Source organism: Pseudoroseicyclus aestuarii (assembly GCF_003217255.1).
GTDB classification, from domain to species: domain Bacteria; phylum Pseudomonadota; class Alphaproteobacteria; order Rhodobacterales; family Rhodobacteraceae; genus Pseudoroseicyclus; species Pseudoroseicyclus aestuarii.
On the sequence record NZ_QJTE01000004.1, the window covers coordinates 179,645 to 198,596 of the forward strand.

At 70.2% G+C, this 18,952-nt stretch carries 18 protein-coding genes; 7 read left to right on the forward strand and 11 right to left on the reverse strand.

Going from position 1 to position 18,952, the window contains the following annotated elements; all coding sequences use genetic code 11:
* Positions 1-5: 5 nt before the first annotated feature.
* The 6 genes from DFP88_RS12725 to rpsD all read right to left on the reverse strand — a co-directional run bounded on the left by DFP88_RS12725 (position 6) and on the right by rpsD (position 5,840).
* The gene (locus DFP88_RS12725) at positions 6-752 is read right to left on the reverse strand and encodes an extensin-like domain-containing protein (protein WP_110815075.1); all 747 of its coding nucleotides are present in this window, start codon (positions 750-752) and stop codon (positions 6-8) included.
* Entirely contained in the window at positions 749-1,684 is a 936-nt protein-coding gene (locus tag DFP88_RS12730) for a prephenate/arogenate dehydrogenase family protein (protein WP_110815076.1), read from the reverse strand. The genes DFP88_RS12725 and DFP88_RS12730 overlap by 4 nt, the downstream gene beginning before the upstream one ends.
* Positions 1,681-2,757: a histidinol-phosphate transaminase gene (gene hisC, locus DFP88_RS12735; RefSeq protein ID WP_110815077.1), complete on the reverse strand. Its 1,077-nt coding sequence runs from the start codon at positions 2,755-2,757 to the stop codon at positions 1,681-1,683. Before hisC ends, DFP88_RS12730 begins: the two co-directional genes overlap by 4 nt.
* Before the next feature lie 113 nt (positions 2,758-2,870).
* The gene (locus DFP88_RS12740) at positions 2,871-4,292 is read right to left on the reverse strand and encodes a homospermidine synthase (RefSeq protein ID WP_110815078.1); all 1,422 of its coding nucleotides are present in this window, start codon (positions 4,290-4,292) and stop codon (positions 2,871-2,873) included.
* A gap of 86 nt (positions 4,293-4,378) precedes the next feature.
* Positions 4,379-5,056 carry a DUF4396 domain-containing protein gene (locus tag DFP88_RS12745; protein WP_110815079.1) on the reverse strand — a complete coding sequence of 226 codons (678 nt, stop codon included), beginning with the start codon at positions 5,054-5,056 and terminating at the stop codon, positions 4,379-4,381.
* Between the two features lie 163 nt (positions 5,057-5,219).
* A complete protein-coding gene (gene rpsD, locus DFP88_RS12750) occupies positions 5,220-5,840 on the reverse strand; it encodes a 30S ribosomal protein S4 (protein ID WP_110815080.1) in 621 nt (206 codons plus the stop codon).
* Positions 5,841-6,128: 288 nt separating this feature from the next.
* Here rpsD and DFP88_RS12755 point away from each other — a divergent pair, with 288 nt between their 5' ends.
* Entirely contained in the window at positions 6,129-7,718 is a 1,590-nt protein-coding gene (locus tag DFP88_RS12755) for an alpha-glucosidase (protein WP_110815081.1), read from the forward strand.
* Between the two features lie 39 nt (positions 7,719-7,757).
* On the opposite strand, the gene DFP88_RS12760 is transcribed toward DFP88_RS12755, so the two are convergent.
* Complete coding sequence (locus DFP88_RS12760; protein WP_110815082.1) at positions 7,758-8,936, reverse strand: citrate synthase family protein; 1,179 nt, start codon at positions 8,934-8,936, stop codon at positions 7,758-7,760.
* Positions 8,937-9,022: 86 nt separating this feature from the next.
* Between DFP88_RS12760 and DFP88_RS12765 the strand changes: the two genes are divergently transcribed.
* On the forward strand, positions 9,023-10,108 hold the full coding sequence (locus DFP88_RS12765) for a citrate synthase (protein ID WP_110815083.1): 1,086 nt from the start codon (positions 9,023-9,025) through the stop codon (positions 10,106-10,108).
* Here the strand turns inward: DFP88_RS12765 and DFP88_RS12770 are convergent.
* Together DFP88_RS12770 and DFP88_RS12775 are read right to left on the reverse strand one after the other, a co-directional pair.
* A complete protein-coding gene (locus tag DFP88_RS12770; protein WP_110815084.1) occupies positions 10,081-10,449 on the reverse strand; it encodes a DUF4186 domain-containing protein in 369 nt (122 codons plus the stop codon). The two genes, DFP88_RS12765 and DFP88_RS12770, sit on opposite strands and share 28 nt — an antisense overlap.
* Positions 10,446-10,796: a YigZ family protein gene (locus tag DFP88_RS12775; protein ID WP_110815085.1), complete on the reverse strand. Its 351-nt coding sequence runs from the start codon at positions 10,794-10,796 to the stop codon at positions 10,446-10,448. Before DFP88_RS12775 ends, DFP88_RS12770 begins: the two co-directional genes overlap by 4 nt.
* A gap of 108 nt (positions 10,797-10,904) precedes the next feature.
* Between DFP88_RS12775 and DFP88_RS12780 the strand changes: the two genes are divergently transcribed.
* The 3 genes from DFP88_RS12780 to DFP88_RS12790 are packed head-to-tail and all read left to right on the forward strand — an operon-like array spanning position 10,905 to position 13,773.
* Positions 10,905-12,311, forward strand: coding sequence for a YcjX family GTP-binding protein (locus tag DFP88_RS12780; protein WP_110815086.1), 1,407 nt, complete (start codon positions 10,905-10,907; stop codon positions 12,309-12,311).
* Positions 12,311-12,736 (forward strand): GNAT family N-acetyltransferase, encoded by a 426-nt coding sequence (locus tag DFP88_RS12785; RefSeq protein ID WP_110815087.1) that lies wholly within the window; start codon positions 12,311-12,313, stop codon positions 12,734-12,736. The genes DFP88_RS12780 and DFP88_RS12785 overlap by 1 nt, the downstream gene beginning before the upstream one ends.
* A complete protein-coding gene (locus DFP88_RS12790; RefSeq protein WP_110815246.1) occupies positions 12,733-13,773 on the forward strand; it encodes a YcjF family protein in 1,041 nt (346 codons plus the stop codon). Before DFP88_RS12785 ends, DFP88_RS12790 begins: the two co-directional genes overlap by 4 nt.
* On the opposite strand, the gene DFP88_RS12795 is transcribed toward DFP88_RS12790, so the two are convergent.
* Positions 13,770-14,594 carry an SDR family NAD(P)-dependent oxidoreductase gene (locus tag DFP88_RS12795; RefSeq protein ID WP_110815088.1) on the reverse strand — a complete coding sequence of 275 codons (825 nt, stop codon included), beginning with the start codon at positions 14,592-14,594 and terminating at the stop codon, positions 13,770-13,772. The genes DFP88_RS12790 and DFP88_RS12795 overlap by 4 nt on opposite strands.
* A gap of 59 nt (positions 14,595-14,653) precedes the next feature.
* Complete coding sequence (locus DFP88_RS12800) at positions 14,654-15,562, reverse strand: helix-turn-helix domain-containing protein (RefSeq protein WP_110815089.1); 909 nt, start codon at positions 15,560-15,562, stop codon at positions 14,654-14,656.
* A 229-nt stretch (positions 15,563-15,791) separates the two neighbouring features.
* Here DFP88_RS12800 and DFP88_RS12805 point away from each other — a divergent pair, with 229 nt between their 5' ends.
* Together DFP88_RS12805 and DFP88_RS12810 are read left to right on the forward strand one after the other, a co-directional pair.
* Positions 15,792-17,840, forward strand: a complete 2,049-nt coding sequence (locus DFP88_RS12805) for an ABC transporter substrate-binding protein (protein WP_245904810.1) — start codon at positions 15,792-15,794, stop codon at positions 17,838-17,840.
* 80 nt (positions 17,841-17,920) lie between these two features.
* Entirely contained in the window at positions 17,921-18,952 is a 1,032-nt protein-coding gene (locus tag DFP88_RS12810) for an ABC transporter permease (protein WP_110815091.1), read from the forward strand.

The following is an 18,952-nucleotide window of genomic DNA, read 5'->3' on the forward strand; positions in this document are numbered from 1 at the left end:
CCCCCTCAGCGGCAGTAGGCGCCGGAGCTGCGCGCGGCCGTGTCGAAGTGGAAGTGGTCGTGGTGCAGCGCGTTCGCCTCCGGCCCCAGCACGGTGCCGAAGGGGCCGCAGGCGGCCTTGTGCAGGGCGCGGAAGGCGCCGGCATAGGGGCCGGACCAGTCATCCGTCAGCGTCAGCCGCGTGCCGTCGCGCAAGGCAAAGCCCATGATGTCGACGGCATGGCCGTAGGCATGTTCCGACAGCCGATTGCCCGCCCGGTTGTTGCGCGGGCGGCAGGTATAGCCCCCCGCCACGCGAAGCTGCGCCAGCCCGCCGCCGTAGCCCGCCAGCACCGGCCGCGCAGCCTCCTGCACCCAGTCCAGCAGCGTGACGGCGGTATTGCAGTTCACCGTCAGCGGCCGCGACAGGGCGATTCCGTCGACACTGCGCACACGCACCGCGTCCTCGACGCCGCAGGCGCCCGGCCCCTCGACCGTGCCGAGCCTGTCGCCCTGCAACTCGGGCCGGCCGCAGATCATGCCCCGCCGCGCCTCGGCGCGATCGGCCTCGACCCGGGCGGTCAGCGCCCCGGGGCGCAGCGGCGGGCGCAGGGCCTGCACGACCGCCGCCTCAGGGGCGGGCGCGGCTGCCGGCGGAGCGGAAGGGGTGCCCTCGGGGCGCGCCTGCGGCAAGGGCGCCTCAAGCGGCGCCTCGGCCAGAACCGGGGCAGCGTAGAGCAGCAGCAGGCCGGCCAGCCGGGCGGTCTGCCTCACGCGTTGCCGCCCCCGGCCTTGGTGCCGCCGCCCCGGCCGAAGTCCGGCGCCGCGGTGTCCTGCCCGGCCTCGATGATGCCCCGGCGGATCGCGCGGGTGCGGGTGAAGTAATCGTGCAGCTGCTGCCCGTCGCCGGTGCGGATCGCCCGCTGCAGGGCGAAAAGCTCCTCGGTGAAACGGCCCAGGATCTCGAGCGTCGCCTCCTTGTTGCTCAGGAAGACATCGCGCCACATCGTCGGATCGGAGGCGGCGATGCGGGTGAAGTCGCGGAAGCCCGCGGCGGAATACTTCACGACCTCGCTGTCCGTCACCCGGCCCAGATCGTCCGCCACGCCGACCATCGTATAGGCGATGAGGTGAGGCGTATGGCTCGTCACCGCCAGCACGAGGTCGTGGTGATCGGCGTCCATCCAGTCGACATGCGCGCCCATGCCCGTCCAGAAGGCGGCCAGCCGGTCCTGCGCCGCCTGCGGCGCGCCGTTCGGCACGAGGATGCACCAGCGCCCCGAGAAGAGCGCGGCAAAACCGGCGCGCGGGCCGGATTGCTCGGTCCCCGCCAGCGGGTGGCCGGCGATGAAATGCACGCCGTCGGGCAGGGCCGGCACCACGGCGTCGATCACCGCCCGCTTGACCGAGCCTGTATCGCTGACCGTCGCGCCGGGTTTCAGCACCGGCGCGATGTCCTCGGCCACGGCGCCCATCGCGCCCACCGGCACGCAAAGCATGACCAGGTCCGCACCCTGCGCCGCCTCGGCGGCACTGTCGCAGATCACGTCGCAGAGGCCGATTTCGCGCGCGGTCTCGCGGTGGCCTGCGTCGATGTCGTACCCCGCGACCTCACCCGCCAGCCCCGCCTGCCGGATCGCATGCGCCATGGACGAGGCGATAAGCCCCAGCCCGATCAGCGCGACGCGGTCATAAAGGCGGCTCATGCCGCCCCCTTGAAGCGCGACAGCGCGGAGAGGAGGCGGTCCACCTCCTCCGGCCGGCCGACGGTCATGCGCAGCGCCTCGGGAAAGCCGTAGCCGGTGACCCGGCGGACGATGATCCCGACCTCGCGCAGGGCCTCGTCGCAGGCGCCTGCCTCGGCCTCGTCGGCGAAGCGGGCGAGGACGAAGTTCGCCTCGCTCTCGTCGCAGGCGATGCCGAGCGCTTGCAGCCCCTCGGTCAGCCGCGCGCGCTGCACCAGCGTCTCGGCCTGAACCTCGCGCGCAAAGGCCTGATCGCGTACCGCCGCCTCTGCCGCCGCAAGCTGCACCTGCGACAGGTTGAAGGGCTGGCGCACCCGGTTGAGCACCTCGATCACGGCGGCGGGGCCATAGCCCCAGCCGATGCGCAGCCCGCCCAGCCCGAAGAGCTTGGAGAAGGTGCGCGTGGCCAGCACGTTGTCGCGCTCCGCAAGGCGCAGGCCGACGTCCCGCTCTGCAGCGAACTCGTCATAGGCGCCGTCGACGATCAGCAGCGCCCGCTCGGGCAGCCCCTCGGCGAGGCGGACAAGCTCGGCCTCCGGCAGGGTGGTACCAGTGGGATTGCCGGGGTTGGTGACGAAGACCAGCGCCGTCCGCTCGGTGCAGGCGGCGAGGATGGCATCGACATCGACCCGGCGCTCGCGCTCGGCCACCTTGACCGGCGCCGCGCCGACGGCATTGGCAAAGATCGGGTACATGGCAAAGCCATGCTCGGTATAGATCACCTCGTCGCCCGGCCCGGCATAGCACTGCGCGGCGAATTGCAGCACCTCGTCGCTGCCGACGCCGCAGATCACCCGCTCGGCATCCAGCCCGTAGACCTCGGCGATAGCGGCGCGCAGCGCGGCGTGGTCGGTCGAGGGGTAGCGGTTCAGGGTCTGCGCTGCCTGCGCAAGCGCCGGGCCGACCTCGGGCGACGGGCCCCAGGGGCTTTCGTTCGAGGACAGCTTCAGCACGTCGGGATGCCCGGGCAGCGTGCTCTGCCCGCCCTTGTAGAGGGCGATCTGCATGATACCGGGCTGCGGCGTGATCGGCATGGTCTGTCTCCCCTGTCCTCGGGCGGTTCTATCGGCGCGGCGCGCCCCGCGCCATAGGGGACGGCGGGCGGGGCGATGCGCGGGCGCAGCCCCGCGCGAGCGCCGTTCCGCCGTCAGGTGGCCAGGACGTTGCGGAAGGCCCAGGGCTCGCTCTCGTCGATATCCTCGGGGAAATGCGCCCAGCGGTCCTTGAGCGGCGTCCAGTCGGTGTAATGCGCCTCGACCGGTCCGAGGTAGGGCTTCTGCACCTCGAGGCAGCGGGCGTGGTCCATCTCGTCGGTCTCGACGATGCCCGCCTGCGGATTCTCAAGCGCCCAGACCATGCCGGCCAGAACCGCGCTGGTCACCTGCAGGCCCGTCGCGTTCTGGTAGGGCGCCAGATCGCGCGCCTCGGCGTTCGACAGGCGGCTGCCGTACCACAGCGCGTTCTTCTCGTGCCCGTAGAGCAGCACGCCAAGCTCGTCGATGCCCTCGACGATCTCGTCCTCCGACAGGATATGGTGGCTCTGCTGCTGCACCCCGGCCCCGAACATCTCGTGCAGGGACAGCACCGCGTCGTCGCAGGGGTGATAGGCATAATGACAGGTCGGCCGATACTCCGGCTCTGCCCCCTGCCCCACGGTGTAATAGTCGGAGATCGAGATCGCCTCGTTATGCGTCACGAGGTAGCCGAACTGCGGGCCGGGCGTCGGGCACCAGGAATGCACGCGGGTGATCGCGCCGGGGCGGTCCAGCCAGATCGAGGCCTGGCACCCCTCCTCGTGGCGGTGGCCGATCTCGGGGAACCAGGGCTCATGCGTGCCCCAGCCCAGCTCCGCCGGCTGGAAACCTTCTGCAATGAAGCCCTCGACCGACCAGGTATTCACGAAACTGCCGCGGGGGCGCGGGCGGGCGCGGGCCTGGGTGTCGCGCTCGGCGATATGCACACCCTGCACGCCCAGATCCCGCATCAGCCCGGCCCAGCCAGGGCGGTCCGCCGGCGCCGTCTCGCCGCGCCCGGTGTCGCGGGCCAGCGTCAGCAGCGCATCCTTGACGAACCAGCTGACCATGCCGGGATTGGCGCCGCAGCAGGAGACGGCGGTCGTGCCGCCGGGGCTGCGCGCCTTTTCGTCGCGGATCGCCTGGCGCAGGCGGTAGTTGGTGCGGCTGGGGTTGTCGGCGGTTTCGAAGTAGAAGCCCTTCCAGGGCTCGGCCACGGTATCGATGTAAAGAACGCCCAGCTCGCGGCAGAGCTTCATGATCTCGAGGCTCGAGGTATCGACGCTGAGGTTGACGCAGAAGCCGCGCCCTTCGGCGAAAAGCTCGGTCAGCACCTCGCGGTAGTTCTCGGGCGTCAGCGCGACCTGGCGGTGGTTCAGCTTGTGCTGGCGCAGGAAGTGGCCGACCTCCGGATCGGGGTCGATCACGGTGAACTTGTCCGCGTCGTAGTCGAAGTGCCGCTCGATCAGCGGCCAGGTCCCTTTGCCGATCGAGCCGAAGCCGATCATCACGATGGGGCCGTCGATGCGGCCGTAGACGGGATGAGAGGGGGCCATGCGCTGCACTCCTTCCAGCGGTCTCTGTCAGGGGCGATCCTCTAGCGTGCCGCGGCGCAAGATGGAACAGCGCGGCCCGCGTGGCGCTACATCCGCTCCTTGATGCCGCGGCGGATCAGCCACCAGTTCACCGGGTAGGCGGTCGTGAAACCGCAGAGCATCGCGATCTGCATCATGAACCAGAACTCGACACTCGCCGGCTCAAGCGTCACGCCCAGAACGTGGCCAAAAAGCCAGAAATGCGCGACGGCCATGAAGCCGTACATCCCGACCTGCCAAGAGGTCAGCGACAGTGCGTCCGCCTTGACCGCCTGCACCAGCCCCGCGCGCAGGCCCAGCCCGCGCATCGGCGCGATGGCGAAGTACTGGAACACCACGCCGATGCCGAAGGCGAGGATGTAGTCGAGGATCCAGACCGCGAAAATCTCGTGCCGGAAGAGGCTGCCGTAGCCGAACCAGACCGCAACGCCGGGCACGGCGATCACCAGCCATTCGGCGATGATATCGCCCAGGGTACAGCCCGCCCCGCAATGCGCGGCGCCAGTGCCGACGCTGGCGGCGAAACTGCTGTCTTCGGCCCGACCGACGCGCCTGTAGGCGATCAGTGCGGCAAGGCTGCCGAAAAGCGCCACCAGCGGCCAGACGAGGCCCATGATCCACATCTTCTGCGGATGCCGGCGCAGGTCCAGCGCGATCAGCACCGCGCAGACCGCTGCCAGCAGCAGCGACAGGATCGAGAGCCAGTGCAGCCATAAGGGTATCATCGCAGCCTCCGCCGGTTTGCCCGCATCAACGGGAACCGCCCCGTGGCAGGTTCCCGCGCCGGACGGGCCGAATGCGGTGGGCGAGACGCAAAACGGGCCGCGCGATCCCTCGCACGGCCCGTCCTTCATCCCGTCCCGGGGCGCGCGGGCGCGCCCCGCCGGATCAGTTCTGAGCGTAGTATTCGATGACCAGGTTCGGCTCCATCTGCACCGCGAAGGGCACATCGCCCAGGCTCGGGGCGCGCACGAAGGTGGCGGTCATCTTGTTGTGGTCGGCGTCGATGTAGTCGGGCACGTCACGCTCGGCGAGGCTGACGGCCTCGAGCACGCTGGCGAGCTGCTTGGACTTGTCGCGGACCGAGATGACGTCGCCTTCCTTCACGCGATAGGAGGGGATGTTCACCCGCTTGCCGTTCACCTCGACATGGCCGTGGTTCACGAACTGGCGCGCGGCGAAGACGGTCGGCACGAACTTGGCGCGGTAGACGACCGCGTCCAGACGGCTTTCCAGCAGGCCGATCAGCAGGTCGCCGGTGTCGCCCTTGCGGCGCTCGGCCTCGGCGAAGATGCGGCGGAACTGCTTTTCGGTCAGGTCGCCGTAGTGGCCCTTCAGCTTCTGCTTGGCGCGCAGCTGGATGCCGAAGTCGCTCATCTTGTTCTTGCGGCGCTGGCCGTGCTGGCCGGGGCCGTATTCGCGGCGGTTCACCGGGGACTTCGGGCGTCCCCAGATGTTCTCGCCCATGCGGCGGTCGATCTTGTACTTGGCAGAGGTGCGTTTGGTCACCGTCTGATCTCCTTCTTTCAATGTGCCTTGCGGCAGAAGGGCGTTGTCCTCTGGGAAGCGATCCCCGACAGGAGTCCCCTCGCGGGGCCCACCAACACCAGTGAAGCGCGCCTTATATCCGGTGCGGCCCGCCTGTCAACGTCCGCCCGCCGCGGCATCGCCAAAGGCCAGATCGATCAAAAGCGGCGTGATCCCGCGCCCCATGGCCGGCCCGGCGCCTTGCCAAGGCTGGCCGCCTCTGAAAGGGGTTTGGAAAAGCGATAGTCCCGATTGCAGGAAAGGGTTCTTATGTCCAACGCAGACTGGTGGCGCGGGTCCGTCACCTACCAGATCTACCCCCGCTCCTTCCAGGACAGCTCGGGCGACGGCATCGGCGATCTGAAGGGGATCACCAGCCGGCTCGGCCATATCGCCGACCTCGGCGTCGATGCGATCTGGCTCTCGCCGATCTTCACCTCGCCCATGGCCGACATGGGCTACGACGTCGCCGACTACACCGGCATCGATCCGTCCTTCGGCACGATGGAGGATTTCGAGGCGATGGTCACCGAGGCGCATCGCCTCGGGCTGAAGGTCATCATCGACCAGGTGCTCTCGCACAGCTCGAACCAGCACCCCTTCTTCGAGCAGTCGCGCCAGTCCAAGGACAACGACAAGTCCGACTGGTACGTCTGGGCCGATCCCAAGATGGACGGCTCTGCCCCCAACAACTGGCAGGCCATCTTCGGCGGCATCGCCTGGGAGTGGGAGCCGCGGCGCAAGCAGTACTACTTCCACAACTTCCTGAAGGAACAGCCCGACTGGAACTTCCACAACCCCGAGGTTCAGGACTGGCTTCTGGGCACGATGAAGTTCTGGCTGGACAAGGGCGTCGACGGCTTCCGCCTCGACACCGTGAACTTCTACTTCCACGACCAGCACCTGCGCGACGATCCGGCGGACTTCCGCAAGGGCGTCTGGCCGGCGGTCAAGCCCTACGACATGCAGTACCACCTGTTCTCGAAGAACCAGCCCGAGAACCTGGTCTTCCTGGGCAAGATGCGGGCCCTGCTTGACCAGTACGACGCGCGCACCCTGATCGGCGAGGTCGGCGAAAGCCACCACGCGATCGAGATCATGGGCGAGTACACCAGCGCCAACCGGCTGCACATGGCCTACAGCTTCGAGATGCTGAGCCCCAACTTCACGCCGGGCCACTTCCGCAGCCAGATCGACAAGTTCTTCAGCCTCGCCCCCGAGGGCTGGCCCTGCTGGGCGATGTCGAACCACGACGTCATCCGCCACGTGACCCGCTTCGCGGAGCATGGCGCCAGCCAGGACGCCATCGCCAAGCTTTCGGCCGCGATGCTGCTGAGCTTCGAGGGATCGGTCTGCATCTACCAGGGCGAAGAGGTCGGCCAGACCGAGACCGACATCGAGTTCCACGAGCTGACCGATCCCGAGGGCATGACCTTCTGGCCCGAGGCGAAGGGCCGCGACGGCTGCCGCACGCCGATGGTCTGGGAGGCCGATGCCCCCTACGGCGGGTTCTCGGAGGTGAAGCCCTGGCTGCCCGTGAAGGCGCCGCAGCTCTCGCGCGCCGTCGACACGCAGCAAGGGGTCGAAGGCTCGGTCCTCGAGACCTACCGCGCCCTCCTGAAGGTGCGCGGCACCACGCCCGAGCTCAGGACCGGCCGGACGGAGTTCCTCAAGGCGCAGCAGCCGGTGCTCGGCTTCATCCGCGGCGGCGCGGTGCTCTGCGTTTTCAACCTCTCGAACGAGGCCACCGAGGCCGAGATTCCGGCCACCGGCGACGTGCTGTTCCAGATGGAGAGCAGCGTGGACGGCGGCAAGGTGACGCTGGGCCCGAACGGCGCCCTGATCGCCCGCCTCGCCTGATCCGCTCCGGGCGCGGGGAAGCCCCCTCGCGCCCGGGTCTCAGCCCGTCTCCGCCCCCGGCCCGCTGTAGCGGGCACGGGGGCGGATCAAACGGTCCTCCCCGCCCTGCTCCAGCGCATGGGCAACCCAGCCCGCGCTGCGCCCCACGGCAAAGAGCGCGAGCGCCGCGCCCGGCGGCAGGTCCAGCGCGCGCCGCAGCGCGACCAGCGCCACGTCGATCGTCGGCGCCCGTCCTGACCCCTCTGCCATGAGCGCGATCAGCCTGTCCCGCCCCGCATCGGGCGGCAGCAGCGGCAGCAGCGCCGCCGCGCGGGCATCGCCCTGCGGATAGAGCTTGTGGCCGAAGCCCGGCACCCCCTCGCCCCGCCGCAGCCGCGCCTCGAGCGCCGGCTCCGCGCCCAGCGCCTGCACCTCGTCCAGCAGACGCTCGACCAGCGATGTGGCGCCGCCATGCAGCGGCCCCGAGAGCGCCGAGAGCCCGGCCTGCAGGCAGGCCCCCAGCGAGGCGCCGGTGGAGGCGACGACTCGCACCGCAAAGGCCGAGGCGTTCAGCTCGTGATCGGCCAGCAGCACCAGCGCGCGGCGGATCAGCTCGGCGCCATCCTCCGCGCCCCAGGCCTGGGCGAGGTGCCGATGCAGCGGCAGGTCCGAGGGCTGCGTGCCGCTTACCGCCGCCGCCATCGCCCGCATCAGCGCCGCGCCGCCGGGCCAGAGGTAGGCCGGGCTGCGCTGCCATGCCGCGCGGCGCCCCTCGGGCAGACTAGGCAGCAGCAGCTGGCAGCCCTCGGTCAACGGCAGCCGCCGCGCGGCCTTCATCTGCGCCTTCTTCCAGGGCGCGGGCGGCGGGGCCACGAAGGGATCGGAGGCCCCGCAACCCCAGAGCAGCCGCGCGGCCTCCTCGAGGCTGGCCTCCTGCGCGAGGTCCGCCGCGTCCCGCCCGCGGTACAGCAGCCGCCCGCCCTCGATCTGCGACAGCCCCGAGGCAAGGACCGGCAGGCCCCAGTCCAGCGCCGCCTCTGCCGCCTGCCCCGGACGCCGGCCCTGCGCCTTCTTCTGGAGAAGCGCGTCGATATCGGCGCGCCGGTAGAGGCGCCGGCGCGGATCACCGGGCGCGGGATCGGTGCCGATCCGGCCCCGGCTGACATAGGCGTAAAGCGTGGCGCGGCTGACGCCCAGCGCCTGTGCCGCACCTTCGGCGTCCAGATGGCTCTCGGTCATGGCCCTACATTGATTGTCTGTATCAAGATTGACTGACCACTGATGCACCGTCAAGCCTGCGGCCCGTCACCATGATAGGACAGCCCATGACCCAAGGCTTCACCCCCGGTCTGCAGGACACCGTCGCCGCCGAAACCGCCCTGTCGCATGTCGATGGCGCGGCTGGTCGCCTGATCCTGCGCGGACGGGACCTCGACGCCCTCGCAGGCCAGCCCTTCGAGGCGATGCTGGCGCTGCTCTGGGAGGGGACGGCCCCGCAGAAGACCCCGCAACCGATGGAGGCGGAGGCCCTGCGCAGCGCCCTCGGCGCCGCCCGGCAAGAGGCCTTCGCCCTGATGCAGCCCCTGCTGCCTGCCGCCCGCGCCCTGCCCCCGGTGCCTGCGCTGCGCCTCATGCTCTCGGCCCTGCCGGATACCCAGGACGCGGCGATCCGCTCTGTCGCCGCCACGGGCACCTTCACCGCCGCCATCGCCCGCCTCGCCATGGGCGAAACGCCCGTCGCACCGGACCCCGCGCGCGGCCATGCCGAGGACATGCTGGCTATGCTGACGGGCGCCGCGCCGGAGCCAGCGCAGGTTGCCGCGCTGGACCGTTACCTCGTGACCGTGGCGGATCACGGGCTCAACGCCTCGACCTTCGCCGCGCGGGTCGTCGCCTCGACGCGGGCCGGCACCGTCTCCTCGGTCGTGGCGGCGCTCTGCGCGCTGAAGGGGCCGCTGCACGGCGGCGCGCCGGGGCCGGTCCTCGACATGCTCGACGGGATCGGAGAGGCGGGAAACGCCCGCCCCTGGCTCGCGGCGGCGCTGGACCGGGGCGAGCGGCTGATGGGCTTCGGCCACCGCATCTACCGGGTCCGCGACCCGCGCGCCGACGTCCTCAAGGCCGGCGTTCAGACCCTGCGCGGCAGCGGCCGCATCGCCTTGGCCGAGACGGTCGAGGCCGAGGCCCTCGCCCTTCTGGCCGAGCGCAAGCCGGATCGCCCGCTGCAGACCAACGTGGAGTTCTACACCGCCCTCCTGCTCGAGGCGCTGGGATGGCCGCGCGACAGCTTCACCTGCGTTTTCGCCGCCGGTCGGGTCGCGGGCTGGACCGCCCATGTCAGGGAAGAGGAACGGACGGGCCGCCTGATCCGCCCGCAATCGCGCTACGTCGGCCCGGCCCCGGCGCGGTAGCCCATCTGGCGGTCGATCCATTCGAGGATCACCGCCGCCGCCCGCCCCTGCTCCACCGCGGTCATCTCGCGGCCCTGCGGCACCCCGTGCCACTTCGCCAGGCAACCGCGGCAGCAGGTGGCGGTGGCGTGCTGCGCGATGAAGACCGGGTGCCCGCGCATCGGCGTCTGCCGCCCGTCGTTCTTAGGCTGTGCCGGGGCGAGGCGCTGCGCGACGAAATCCTCCGCATGCGATAGAATTGTGCCGCGACCCTTGGCGTTCGCGTAGTCCCGCTCCTTGTCCCCCAGCCGGAAGCGGCTGCGAAAGGCGGAGCGGGCGAGGCGCTGGTGGATGTCGCTCATCCCAGCGCCGCGAGGTACTGGCGCACCGCCTCCTGCACGTGGCGAAAGCGGTCGCCGCCCAGATGCTTGCCGCCGTACCAGCGGGTCACGACGACAAGGTGCCGCTCCAGCCCCTCGCGCTCGAGTATGCGCAGGATCACCGCGCCAGCGCCGCTCTCGCCATCGTCGTTCTTCACCGGCGCCTCGGGCAGCAGCAGGGCCCAGCTGTGGTGCGTGGCCTTGGCGAAGCGCTTGCGCCGCTTCAGCTCCGCGACCAGCGCCTTCGCCTCCTCCTCGCTGCCGCAGGGCGCGCCCGAAACGGCATAGCGCGAGCCGCGGTCCGAGATGATCTTGTCGAGGACGAGCATGGGGCGCGGTCTAGCAAGCCGCGGGACGCATCGCCAGCGCCGCTGCCCTGTTCATCCCCGCCCCGGCACCCTATCTTCCTGCCAAGCAACGAAGAAAGGGGGCCGTCCGTGTTCTCCTCCATCGCCGGGGGCCTCTGGCGCAGCACGCAGGACGCGGCGGATCTGGCGCTGGCGCCCTTTTCCGATCCGGTGATCCGGCTGGGCGTGACCGGGCTGTCGCGGGCGGGCAAGACCGTCTTCATCACCTCGCTCGTCGCGAACCTGATGGACCGGGCGCGGATGCCGCAGCTTGCTGCCAACCCGCGCATCCTCGCCGCCTATCTGCAGCCGCAGCCTGACGACACCATGCCGCGCTTCGACCTCGAGGGGCATCTGGGCGCGCTGCTGGGGCCCGAGCCCTATTGGCCCGAGGGCACGCGCCGCGCCTCGCAACTGCGGCTGTCGCTGCGGCTTCAGCCCGAGGGGATGCTGGCGGGCGTGCAGGGGCCGCGGACCGTCCACCTCGATATCGTGGACTACCCCGGCGAATGGCTGCTCGACCTCGGGCTGCTGGAGAAAAGCTATGCCGACTGGTCCGCGCAGGCGCTGCGCCGGGCCGAGGGCCGCGCCGAGGGGGCGGTTTACCGGGAGGCGCTGGCCAAGGCCGATCCCGCCGCCGAGCATGAGGAGCCGGCGGCGCAGGCCCTCGCCCGCGCCTGGACGACCTACCTCGATACCGCGCGCGAGGCCGGCTATTCCGACCTGACGCCCGGCCGCTTCCTTCTGCCCGGCGAGATGGAGGGCTCGCCCGTCCTGACCTTCGCCCCGATGCCGAAGCCTGACGATCCCACTCGCCGCAGCCTCTGGCGCGAGTTCGAGCGGCGCTACGACAGCTACGTGCGCAACGTGGTGCAGAAGTTCTTCCGCGAGCATTTCGCCCGCATCGACCGGCAGGTGGTGCTGGTCGACGTGCTGGGCGCGATCCATGCCGGCCCCCGCGCGGTCGAGGACCTGCGCGAGGCCATGGCCGATATCCTCGGCGCCTTCCGCCCCGGCCGCAACGCGGTGCTCTCGCGCCTGCTGCGCGGGAGGCGAATCGACCGCATCCTCTTCGCCGCGACCAAAGCCGATCACCTGCACCACAGCCAGCACCCGGCGCTGCAGGCGATCACCGAGGCGCTGCTGCGCGATGCCCGCGACCGCGCCGATTTCGCCGGCGCCACGACGCAGGCCATGGCCATCGCCGCGCTGCGCGCCACGGTCGAGGACCGGGTCGAGCACGGGGGCCGCAGCCTCGACGTCGTGCGCGGGCGGCTGGCCGAGACGGGGCGCATGGCGGCGCTGCATGCCGGGGAGCTGCCCAGCGATCCGTCGAAGATCCTCTCGCCCGCCCGCTCCGGCGCGGAGCGCTGGCTGGACGAGGATTACGGCATCATGAACTTCGCCCCCGCCCGGCTGGAGCTGGCGCCCGGCGAAGGCCCGCCGCACATCCGCCTCGACCGCGCGGCGCAGTTTCTTTTCGGGGACCGCCTGTGATGCGGCTAGAGCAAGCCCGGGCCGAGGATGCGCCGGCCCTCGGAGCTCTTCTCTCGGATTGGATCGACGAGACGCCCTGGATGCCGCGCATCCACACGCGGGATGAGGATGCCGATTTCGCCGAGCACCTCGTCGAAACGGCCGAGGTCTGGGTGCTGCGCGATGCTGCGCCACAGGGCTTCCTGGCCCGCCGGGAGGAGCAGGTCGCGGCGCTCTACCTTCGGGCCTCCGCCCGGCGGCAGGGAGGCGGCGCCCTGTTGCTCGAACGGGCGAAGGAGGGGCGCGACTGCCTCCGCCTCTGGACCTTCGCGGCGAATGACGGCGCGCGGCGGTTCTATGCCCGGCACGGCTTTGCCGAGGTCGGCGGAACGGCGGGCGACAACGACGAGGGTCTTCCCGATATCAGGATGGAGTGGCGCCGATGACCGACCCGCAAGGCCGCCGCGGCCCGGTGATGATCGAGCTGGAGGAGGATGCCGCCGCGCCGCGCCCCGATACCGCGCCGCCGGTGCCGGAACTGGGCATGGAACCGGTGCAGGGCGCCGCGATGCAGCGGGCGGCGGCGCTGGCCGGGCGGCGCCCCTCGCGGCTGGCGCGCTGGTTCTGGGCGCTGGCCGGGGCGCTGGTCACGGCGCTGCTGACGCAGGCCGCCTGGGTCTGGGTGACGGGGCTGATCGCCAGCGTGCCGGTCCTCGGCTACCTCGCCGCCGCGCTGGTGATCGCACTGGCGCTGATCGTGCTGGCGCTGGCCCTGCGCGAGATCACGGCCTTCTTCCGCCTCGCCCGGCTCGACCACCTGCACAAGGAAGCCGCCGCGATCCTCGCCTCTGGCGATCTGACGGAGGCGCGGGCCTTTGCCGCCAAACTGGGCGCGCTCTACACCAGCCGCGACGACACCTCCTGGGGGCGCAAGCGGCTGGAGGAGCGGACGGCCGATGTCTTCGACGCCGACGGCCTTCTGGCGCTGGCCGAACGCGAGCTTCTCGCCCCGCTCGACGCGCGGGCCCAGCGAGAGGTCGAGATCGCGGCGCGGCAGGTGGCGACCGTGACGGCCGTCGTGCCACTGGCCTTTGCCGATGTCTTCGCCGCGCTGACCTCGAACCTGCGGATGATCCGCCGCGTGGCCGAGATCTACGGCGGCCGCTCGGGCACGCTGGGCGCCTGGCGGCTGACGCGCAGCGTGCTGGGGCACCTCGTGGCGACGGGCGCGGTGGCGGTGGGCGACGACCTGATCCACTCCGTCGCCGGCGGCGGGCTGGTCAGCCGCGTCTCGCGCCGCTTCGGCGAGGGCGTGGTCAACGGCGCGTTGACCGCCCGCGTGGGTGTCGCCGCGATGGAGGTCTGCCGCCCCCTGCCCTTCCGCGCCGTCCCGCGCCCCGGCGTCACCAACCTGGTGCGCCGGGCGCTGACAGGGCTGTTCGCCCGGGCCGAGGCGCAGGAGGGCGACGGACCCGCGCGTTAAAGCCCGCTGAAGCGCAGGGCGCGGCGGTCGTCTTCAGCGATCTCGGTCATCTCCGCCTCGACAGCGTCGCGGTCGTCGGCGCCGCGCAACAGCCGACCGTGCAGCGGGTCGAAGCGCCCGGCGGCGATATCGGCGATGACCGCGGCGGCCAGCGTCGGCGGCACGTCCTCTCCGCTGTCGAACATCTCGCGTATGCCGGGCAGATGCGCCTGCCCCTCGGGGGTATCCAGCTGCAGCTCGGTCATCGCCGTGCGCACGAGGCCGGGATCGACGGCGAAGGCGCGCAGCCCCTCGGGCGTGAGCGTGTCGTTCAGACACTCGGTGAAGCGCATGATCGCCGCCTTGCTCGAGGCATAGCCCGAGCCGGCGGGAAAGCTGTTCCCCGTGCCGCCGCCGACCATGTTGACGACCCGCCCGGCGCCGCGTGCGCGCATTGCCGGAAGCGCGGCGCGACAGGCATGGAAGGTGCCGCGCAGGTTGATCTCCACGTCCTGCCACCAGACCTCGGGGTCGACCTCCCAGATGGGGCCGAAGGCGCGGAAGGCGCCGTGGTTGTTGACTAGCGTCTGGATCGGCCCAAGCTCCGCCTCGATCCGGGCCATGGCTTCTTCCACGGCGCCCAGCTGCACGAGGTCCACCGGCACCGCCAGCGCCCGCCCGCCAGAGGCCGTGATCTGCGCGGCGGTCTCCTCGATCTCGGCCGCGCTGCGGGCCAGCACGGCGACGGCGGCGCCCTCCTCGGCCTGGGTCAGGGCGATCTGCCGGCCGATGCCGCGCCCGCCCCCGGTCACCACCGATACGGTTCCGTCAAGTCTGTTCATGATGCGTCCTCCTGCCCCCAGAGACTAGGCGGCAGGCGCGCGGCTTCAATCGTTGGAGGTCACCGCAGCGCCATCGCGGCATAGCGGTCGCGCAGGGCCTTGGGCGGCAGGCCGTAGGCCGCGCGGAACTGGGCGTAGAACTGGCTGATCGAGGAGAAACCCGATTCCTCGGCCACCTGCGCGATGGGCGTGCCGCTCTCCATCAGCAGGGCCCGCGCCCGAAGCAGCCGCATCCGCACGAGGAATCTCTTCGGCGGCATCCGCATCATCCGGCTGAACAGCTGCGTGGCGTAGCTTTCGTGCAGGCCGGTTACGGCGGCGATATCGGCATTGGTCATGGGCCTGTGCAGCCCCTCGACGATCACCCGCACCATGGCCACGACATGCCGCACGCTCTGCGCGCTCAGCGCGATGCCGCCCTCGGGCGCGCTCAGCGGGCGGCACAGCCACTCCGGCGGGCCGATCTGCGCGCGGCGCAGGAGGGTGTTGATCTCCATCCGCATGACCTCGGCCCGCTCGACCTCGTGGCTGCGGTAATCGGCGTACCAGCGGTCGATATCCTCGGGCCCGCAGGCGCCGGGGGGCAGCAGCAGCAGGCCGCCGCTCATCAGCCCGACCTGAAGCCCGGCGATATGCGGCATCGACAGGAAGCCGTCGACCGGCAGGTAGATGTTCGCCAGCCGCGGCGGCCCATCGCCCTGCGGGGTAATACGCACGAGGCGATGCGGGATGCCGGCCCAGAACAGCGCGAGGCGCCCGGGCGGCACCACCACCCGCAGCCCGTCGAGGTCGTATTCCATCTCGGCCCCGGTCAGGAAATTCGCCTCGACATGGCCGTGCCAATGCGCGGCCTCCATCGCGCTGGGCGAGAAGACCCGCATGCCGAAGCGGCCGATCGCCTTGGTCAGCGCGTAGAAGTGCCGCTCGTGCGCGGGGCCGCCGAGCTCGGCGCCGGTCTCCTCTGCCATGACCGCCTCTTGATGCCGGATCTTGGAAAGCCGGAAAACTATGGGGGATTCTGCTATTGCCGTAAAGTGCGGCAGAGGGTCAGGATGATGCCACGTCGCGGTGCGCTTGAGGAGGCGCGCCACGGGGGATGACGCGGCCAGCGGACCCGGGAGAAGTCCGCCCCGCACAGGGAGGAGATCATTGATGAAACCGCTTTCGCGCGCTGCCTTGGCAGCGCTTTTGACAGGTGTGTCCGCGACGGCCCTGACGGCCCAGATCGTCGAGCCGACGGCCCCGCCCGCGCCGCCCGCCTTTCCCGCACAGGGAGAGCCGAATTTCGTAACCCGCGACGCCATCGCGACCTACCGCAGCCTGCCGGAGTATCACCAGCCCGCCTTCATGGATGCCTTCGTCGAGGCGGGCGATCTGCCCCCCGTCGAAGAGCGGCTGCCGGATGAGCCGATGGTCTACGAGGTCAGCAATATGACCGACGGCATCGGCGTCTACGGCGACGTCATGCGCCATGTGATCGGCGGCCGCCCCGAGGGGTGGAACTACTGGGCCGGGCAGACGCAGGGCTGGGGCGGCATCGACATCGCGATGTCCGAATGCCTGACGCGCACCGGCCCGCTGTTCCAGATCGAGCCAGACGACCTCGAGCCGCTGCCGAACCTCGCCCGCGGGTGGGAGTGGTCGGAGGACGGGATGAGCCTGACGGTCCACCTGATCGAGGGGGCGAAATGGTCCGACGGCGATCCCTTCGATGCCGAGGACGTCATGTTCTACTGGGATCACACGATCATGGACCCCAATGTCACGCCGCTGAACGCGGCCTCTCCCGAGACCTTCGGCGAGGGCACGACGCTGAGCCGCGTCGACGATTATACAGTCCGCTTCGACTTCACGACCGAGCGGCCCGAGCGCGTGCTTTATTCCATGGCCTACGGCGATTTCTGCCCCGGCCCGAGCCACATCCTCGCGCCCATGCATCCGGCCAACAACCCGGACATGAGCTATGACGACTACCGCAACGCCTTTCCGCCCGACTACATGAACTTTCCGGTCATGGGCGCCTGGAGCCCGGTAGAATACCGCCCCGACGACGTGATCGTCCTGCGGCGCAATCCCTACTACTGGAAGGTCGACAGCGACGGGAACCAGCTGCCCTACCTGAACGAGCTGCAATACCGCCTCTCGACATGGGCGGATCGCGACGTGCAGGCGGTGGCCGGAACGGGCGATTTCTCGAACCTCGAGCAGGCCGAGAACTTCGTCGAAAGCCTGCGCCGCGCCGCCGAGGACGATGCCCCCGCCCGGCTGGAATTCGGGCCGCGGATCATCGGCTATACGCTCTATCCGAACCTCTCGGGCAATGGCTGGGGCAATCCCGACACGCGGGGCCAGGCCGTGCGCGAGCTCAATCGTAACCTCGATTTCCGGCAGGGCGTGACGCAGGTGATCGACCGGCAGCGGCTGGGCGACAGCCTCGTGAAGGGACCCTTCACCGCGCAATATCCGGGCGGTCTCTATGCCGGAACGTCGTACTACGACGAAGGCAGCACCGTCTTCTATCCCTACAGCCTTGAAAGCGCGCGGGCGCATTTCGAGGCGGCGGGGCTCGAGGATACCGACGGCAACGGCTTCTACAACTGGCCCGAAGGCTCGCCCGCGGGCACCGGCGACGTGCAGATCACGCTGCTGACCAACACCGACTACCAGACCGACCGCAACCTCGCCGAGGGGGTGATCGCGATGATGGAGGAGGCGGGGCTGAAGCTGTCGCTGAACGCGCTGACGGCCAACGACCGCGATGCCGCCGTCTCGGCGGGGCGCTACGACTGGCGGGTGGAGCGCAACGCCTCCGACCTCATCACCGTGGTGCAGAACACGGCGCAGCTGGCGCCGACGGGGCCGCGCACCTCGGCCAGCCACTACGCCAACGATGCGGGCGAGCTGGACCTGCTGCCCTTCGAGGAGGAGATGGTCGAGGCGGTCGAGGGCTTCATCGCGACCAATGACCCCGAGGCACGCAGCGAGCTGATGAAGACCTATCAGCAGCTCTACACCGACAACCTCTACGGCATCGGGCTGACGCAGTACCCGGGCGCGCTGGTGATCAACAAGCGCTTCCGCAACGTGGCGCCGGGCGTGCCGATCTACGCCTACAACTGGGCCGAGGACAGCGTGATCCGCGAGCGCCTCTTCGTCCCCGAGGAGGACCAGATCGGCGCCGAGCTCTACGAGGGCGCGCTGCCGGGCGAGCCGGGCGGCGAGGGCCCCGTCACCGCGGGCGACTGACGCACGCCCTAGCGGCGCGGCGGCCCCGGTCGCCGCGCCCCGCCGCCCGCCGGGCGCACCGACAGCCACAGGAGCAGGCCATGCTGCGTTTCCTCGGGGTCCGATTGCTGCAGGCGATCCCCGTCCTGCTGGTGATGAGCATCATCACCTTCATCATCATCCAGGCGCCGCCGGGCGATTACGGCGACTTCATCCGCAGCCAGATGGTCACCCAGGGTGGCGCCTCTGTCGCCGCCGCCGATGCCGCCGCCGACCAGTACCGCGCGGCGAACGGGCTGAACGATCCGCTGCCGGTGCAATACGTCCGCTGGATCTGGGGCATCGTCAGCCGCGGCGACTTCGGCCACTCCTACTTCTACAACCGGCCCGTCGCCGATGTCGTGGGCGAGCGTCTGCCGCGCACGATCATGCTGGCGCTGGCCTGCCACGTCCTCGCCTCGGTCTTCGGGATCAGCTTCGGCATCCTCGCGGCGACGCGGCAATACGGCTGGACCGACACGATCCTGTCCTTCGTCAGCTTCCTCGGCATGACCATCCCGCGCTTCCTGCTGGCGCTGATCATCCTCTACGTCCTTGCCTTCAAGCTGAACGTGCAGGAGCTGGGAAGCTTCTATTCCACCTACTACGGCGGGCAGCCCTACTGGACGGGTTTCCTCCAGTTCAACTGGGCCAAGCTGTGGAACCTGATCGAGCATGTCTGGCCGGTGATCTTCATCGCCACGCTCGGCGGGCTGGCCTACAACATGCGGGTGATGCGGGGGAACCTGCTCGACACGCTGAACGCGCAATACGTCGAGACGGCGCGCGCCAAGGGCCTGCCTGAACGCACGGTGATCATGAAGCACGCCGTGCCCAATGCGCTGCATCCGCTGATCGCCTACCAGGGCGTCATCCTGCCCTACATGCTGACCGGCGAGATCGAGGTGGCCATCGTCTTCTCGCTCGCCACCGTCGGGCCGGCGATCGTCGGCTCCATGGGGATCGGCGACGTCTATGTCACCGCCACGCTGCTCTTGGTGCTAGGCGCGACGCTGATCATCGGCAACATCATCGCCGACCTGCTGCTCGCGGTGCTCGACCCGCGCATCCGGGTCGGAAGGCAGGAGGCATGA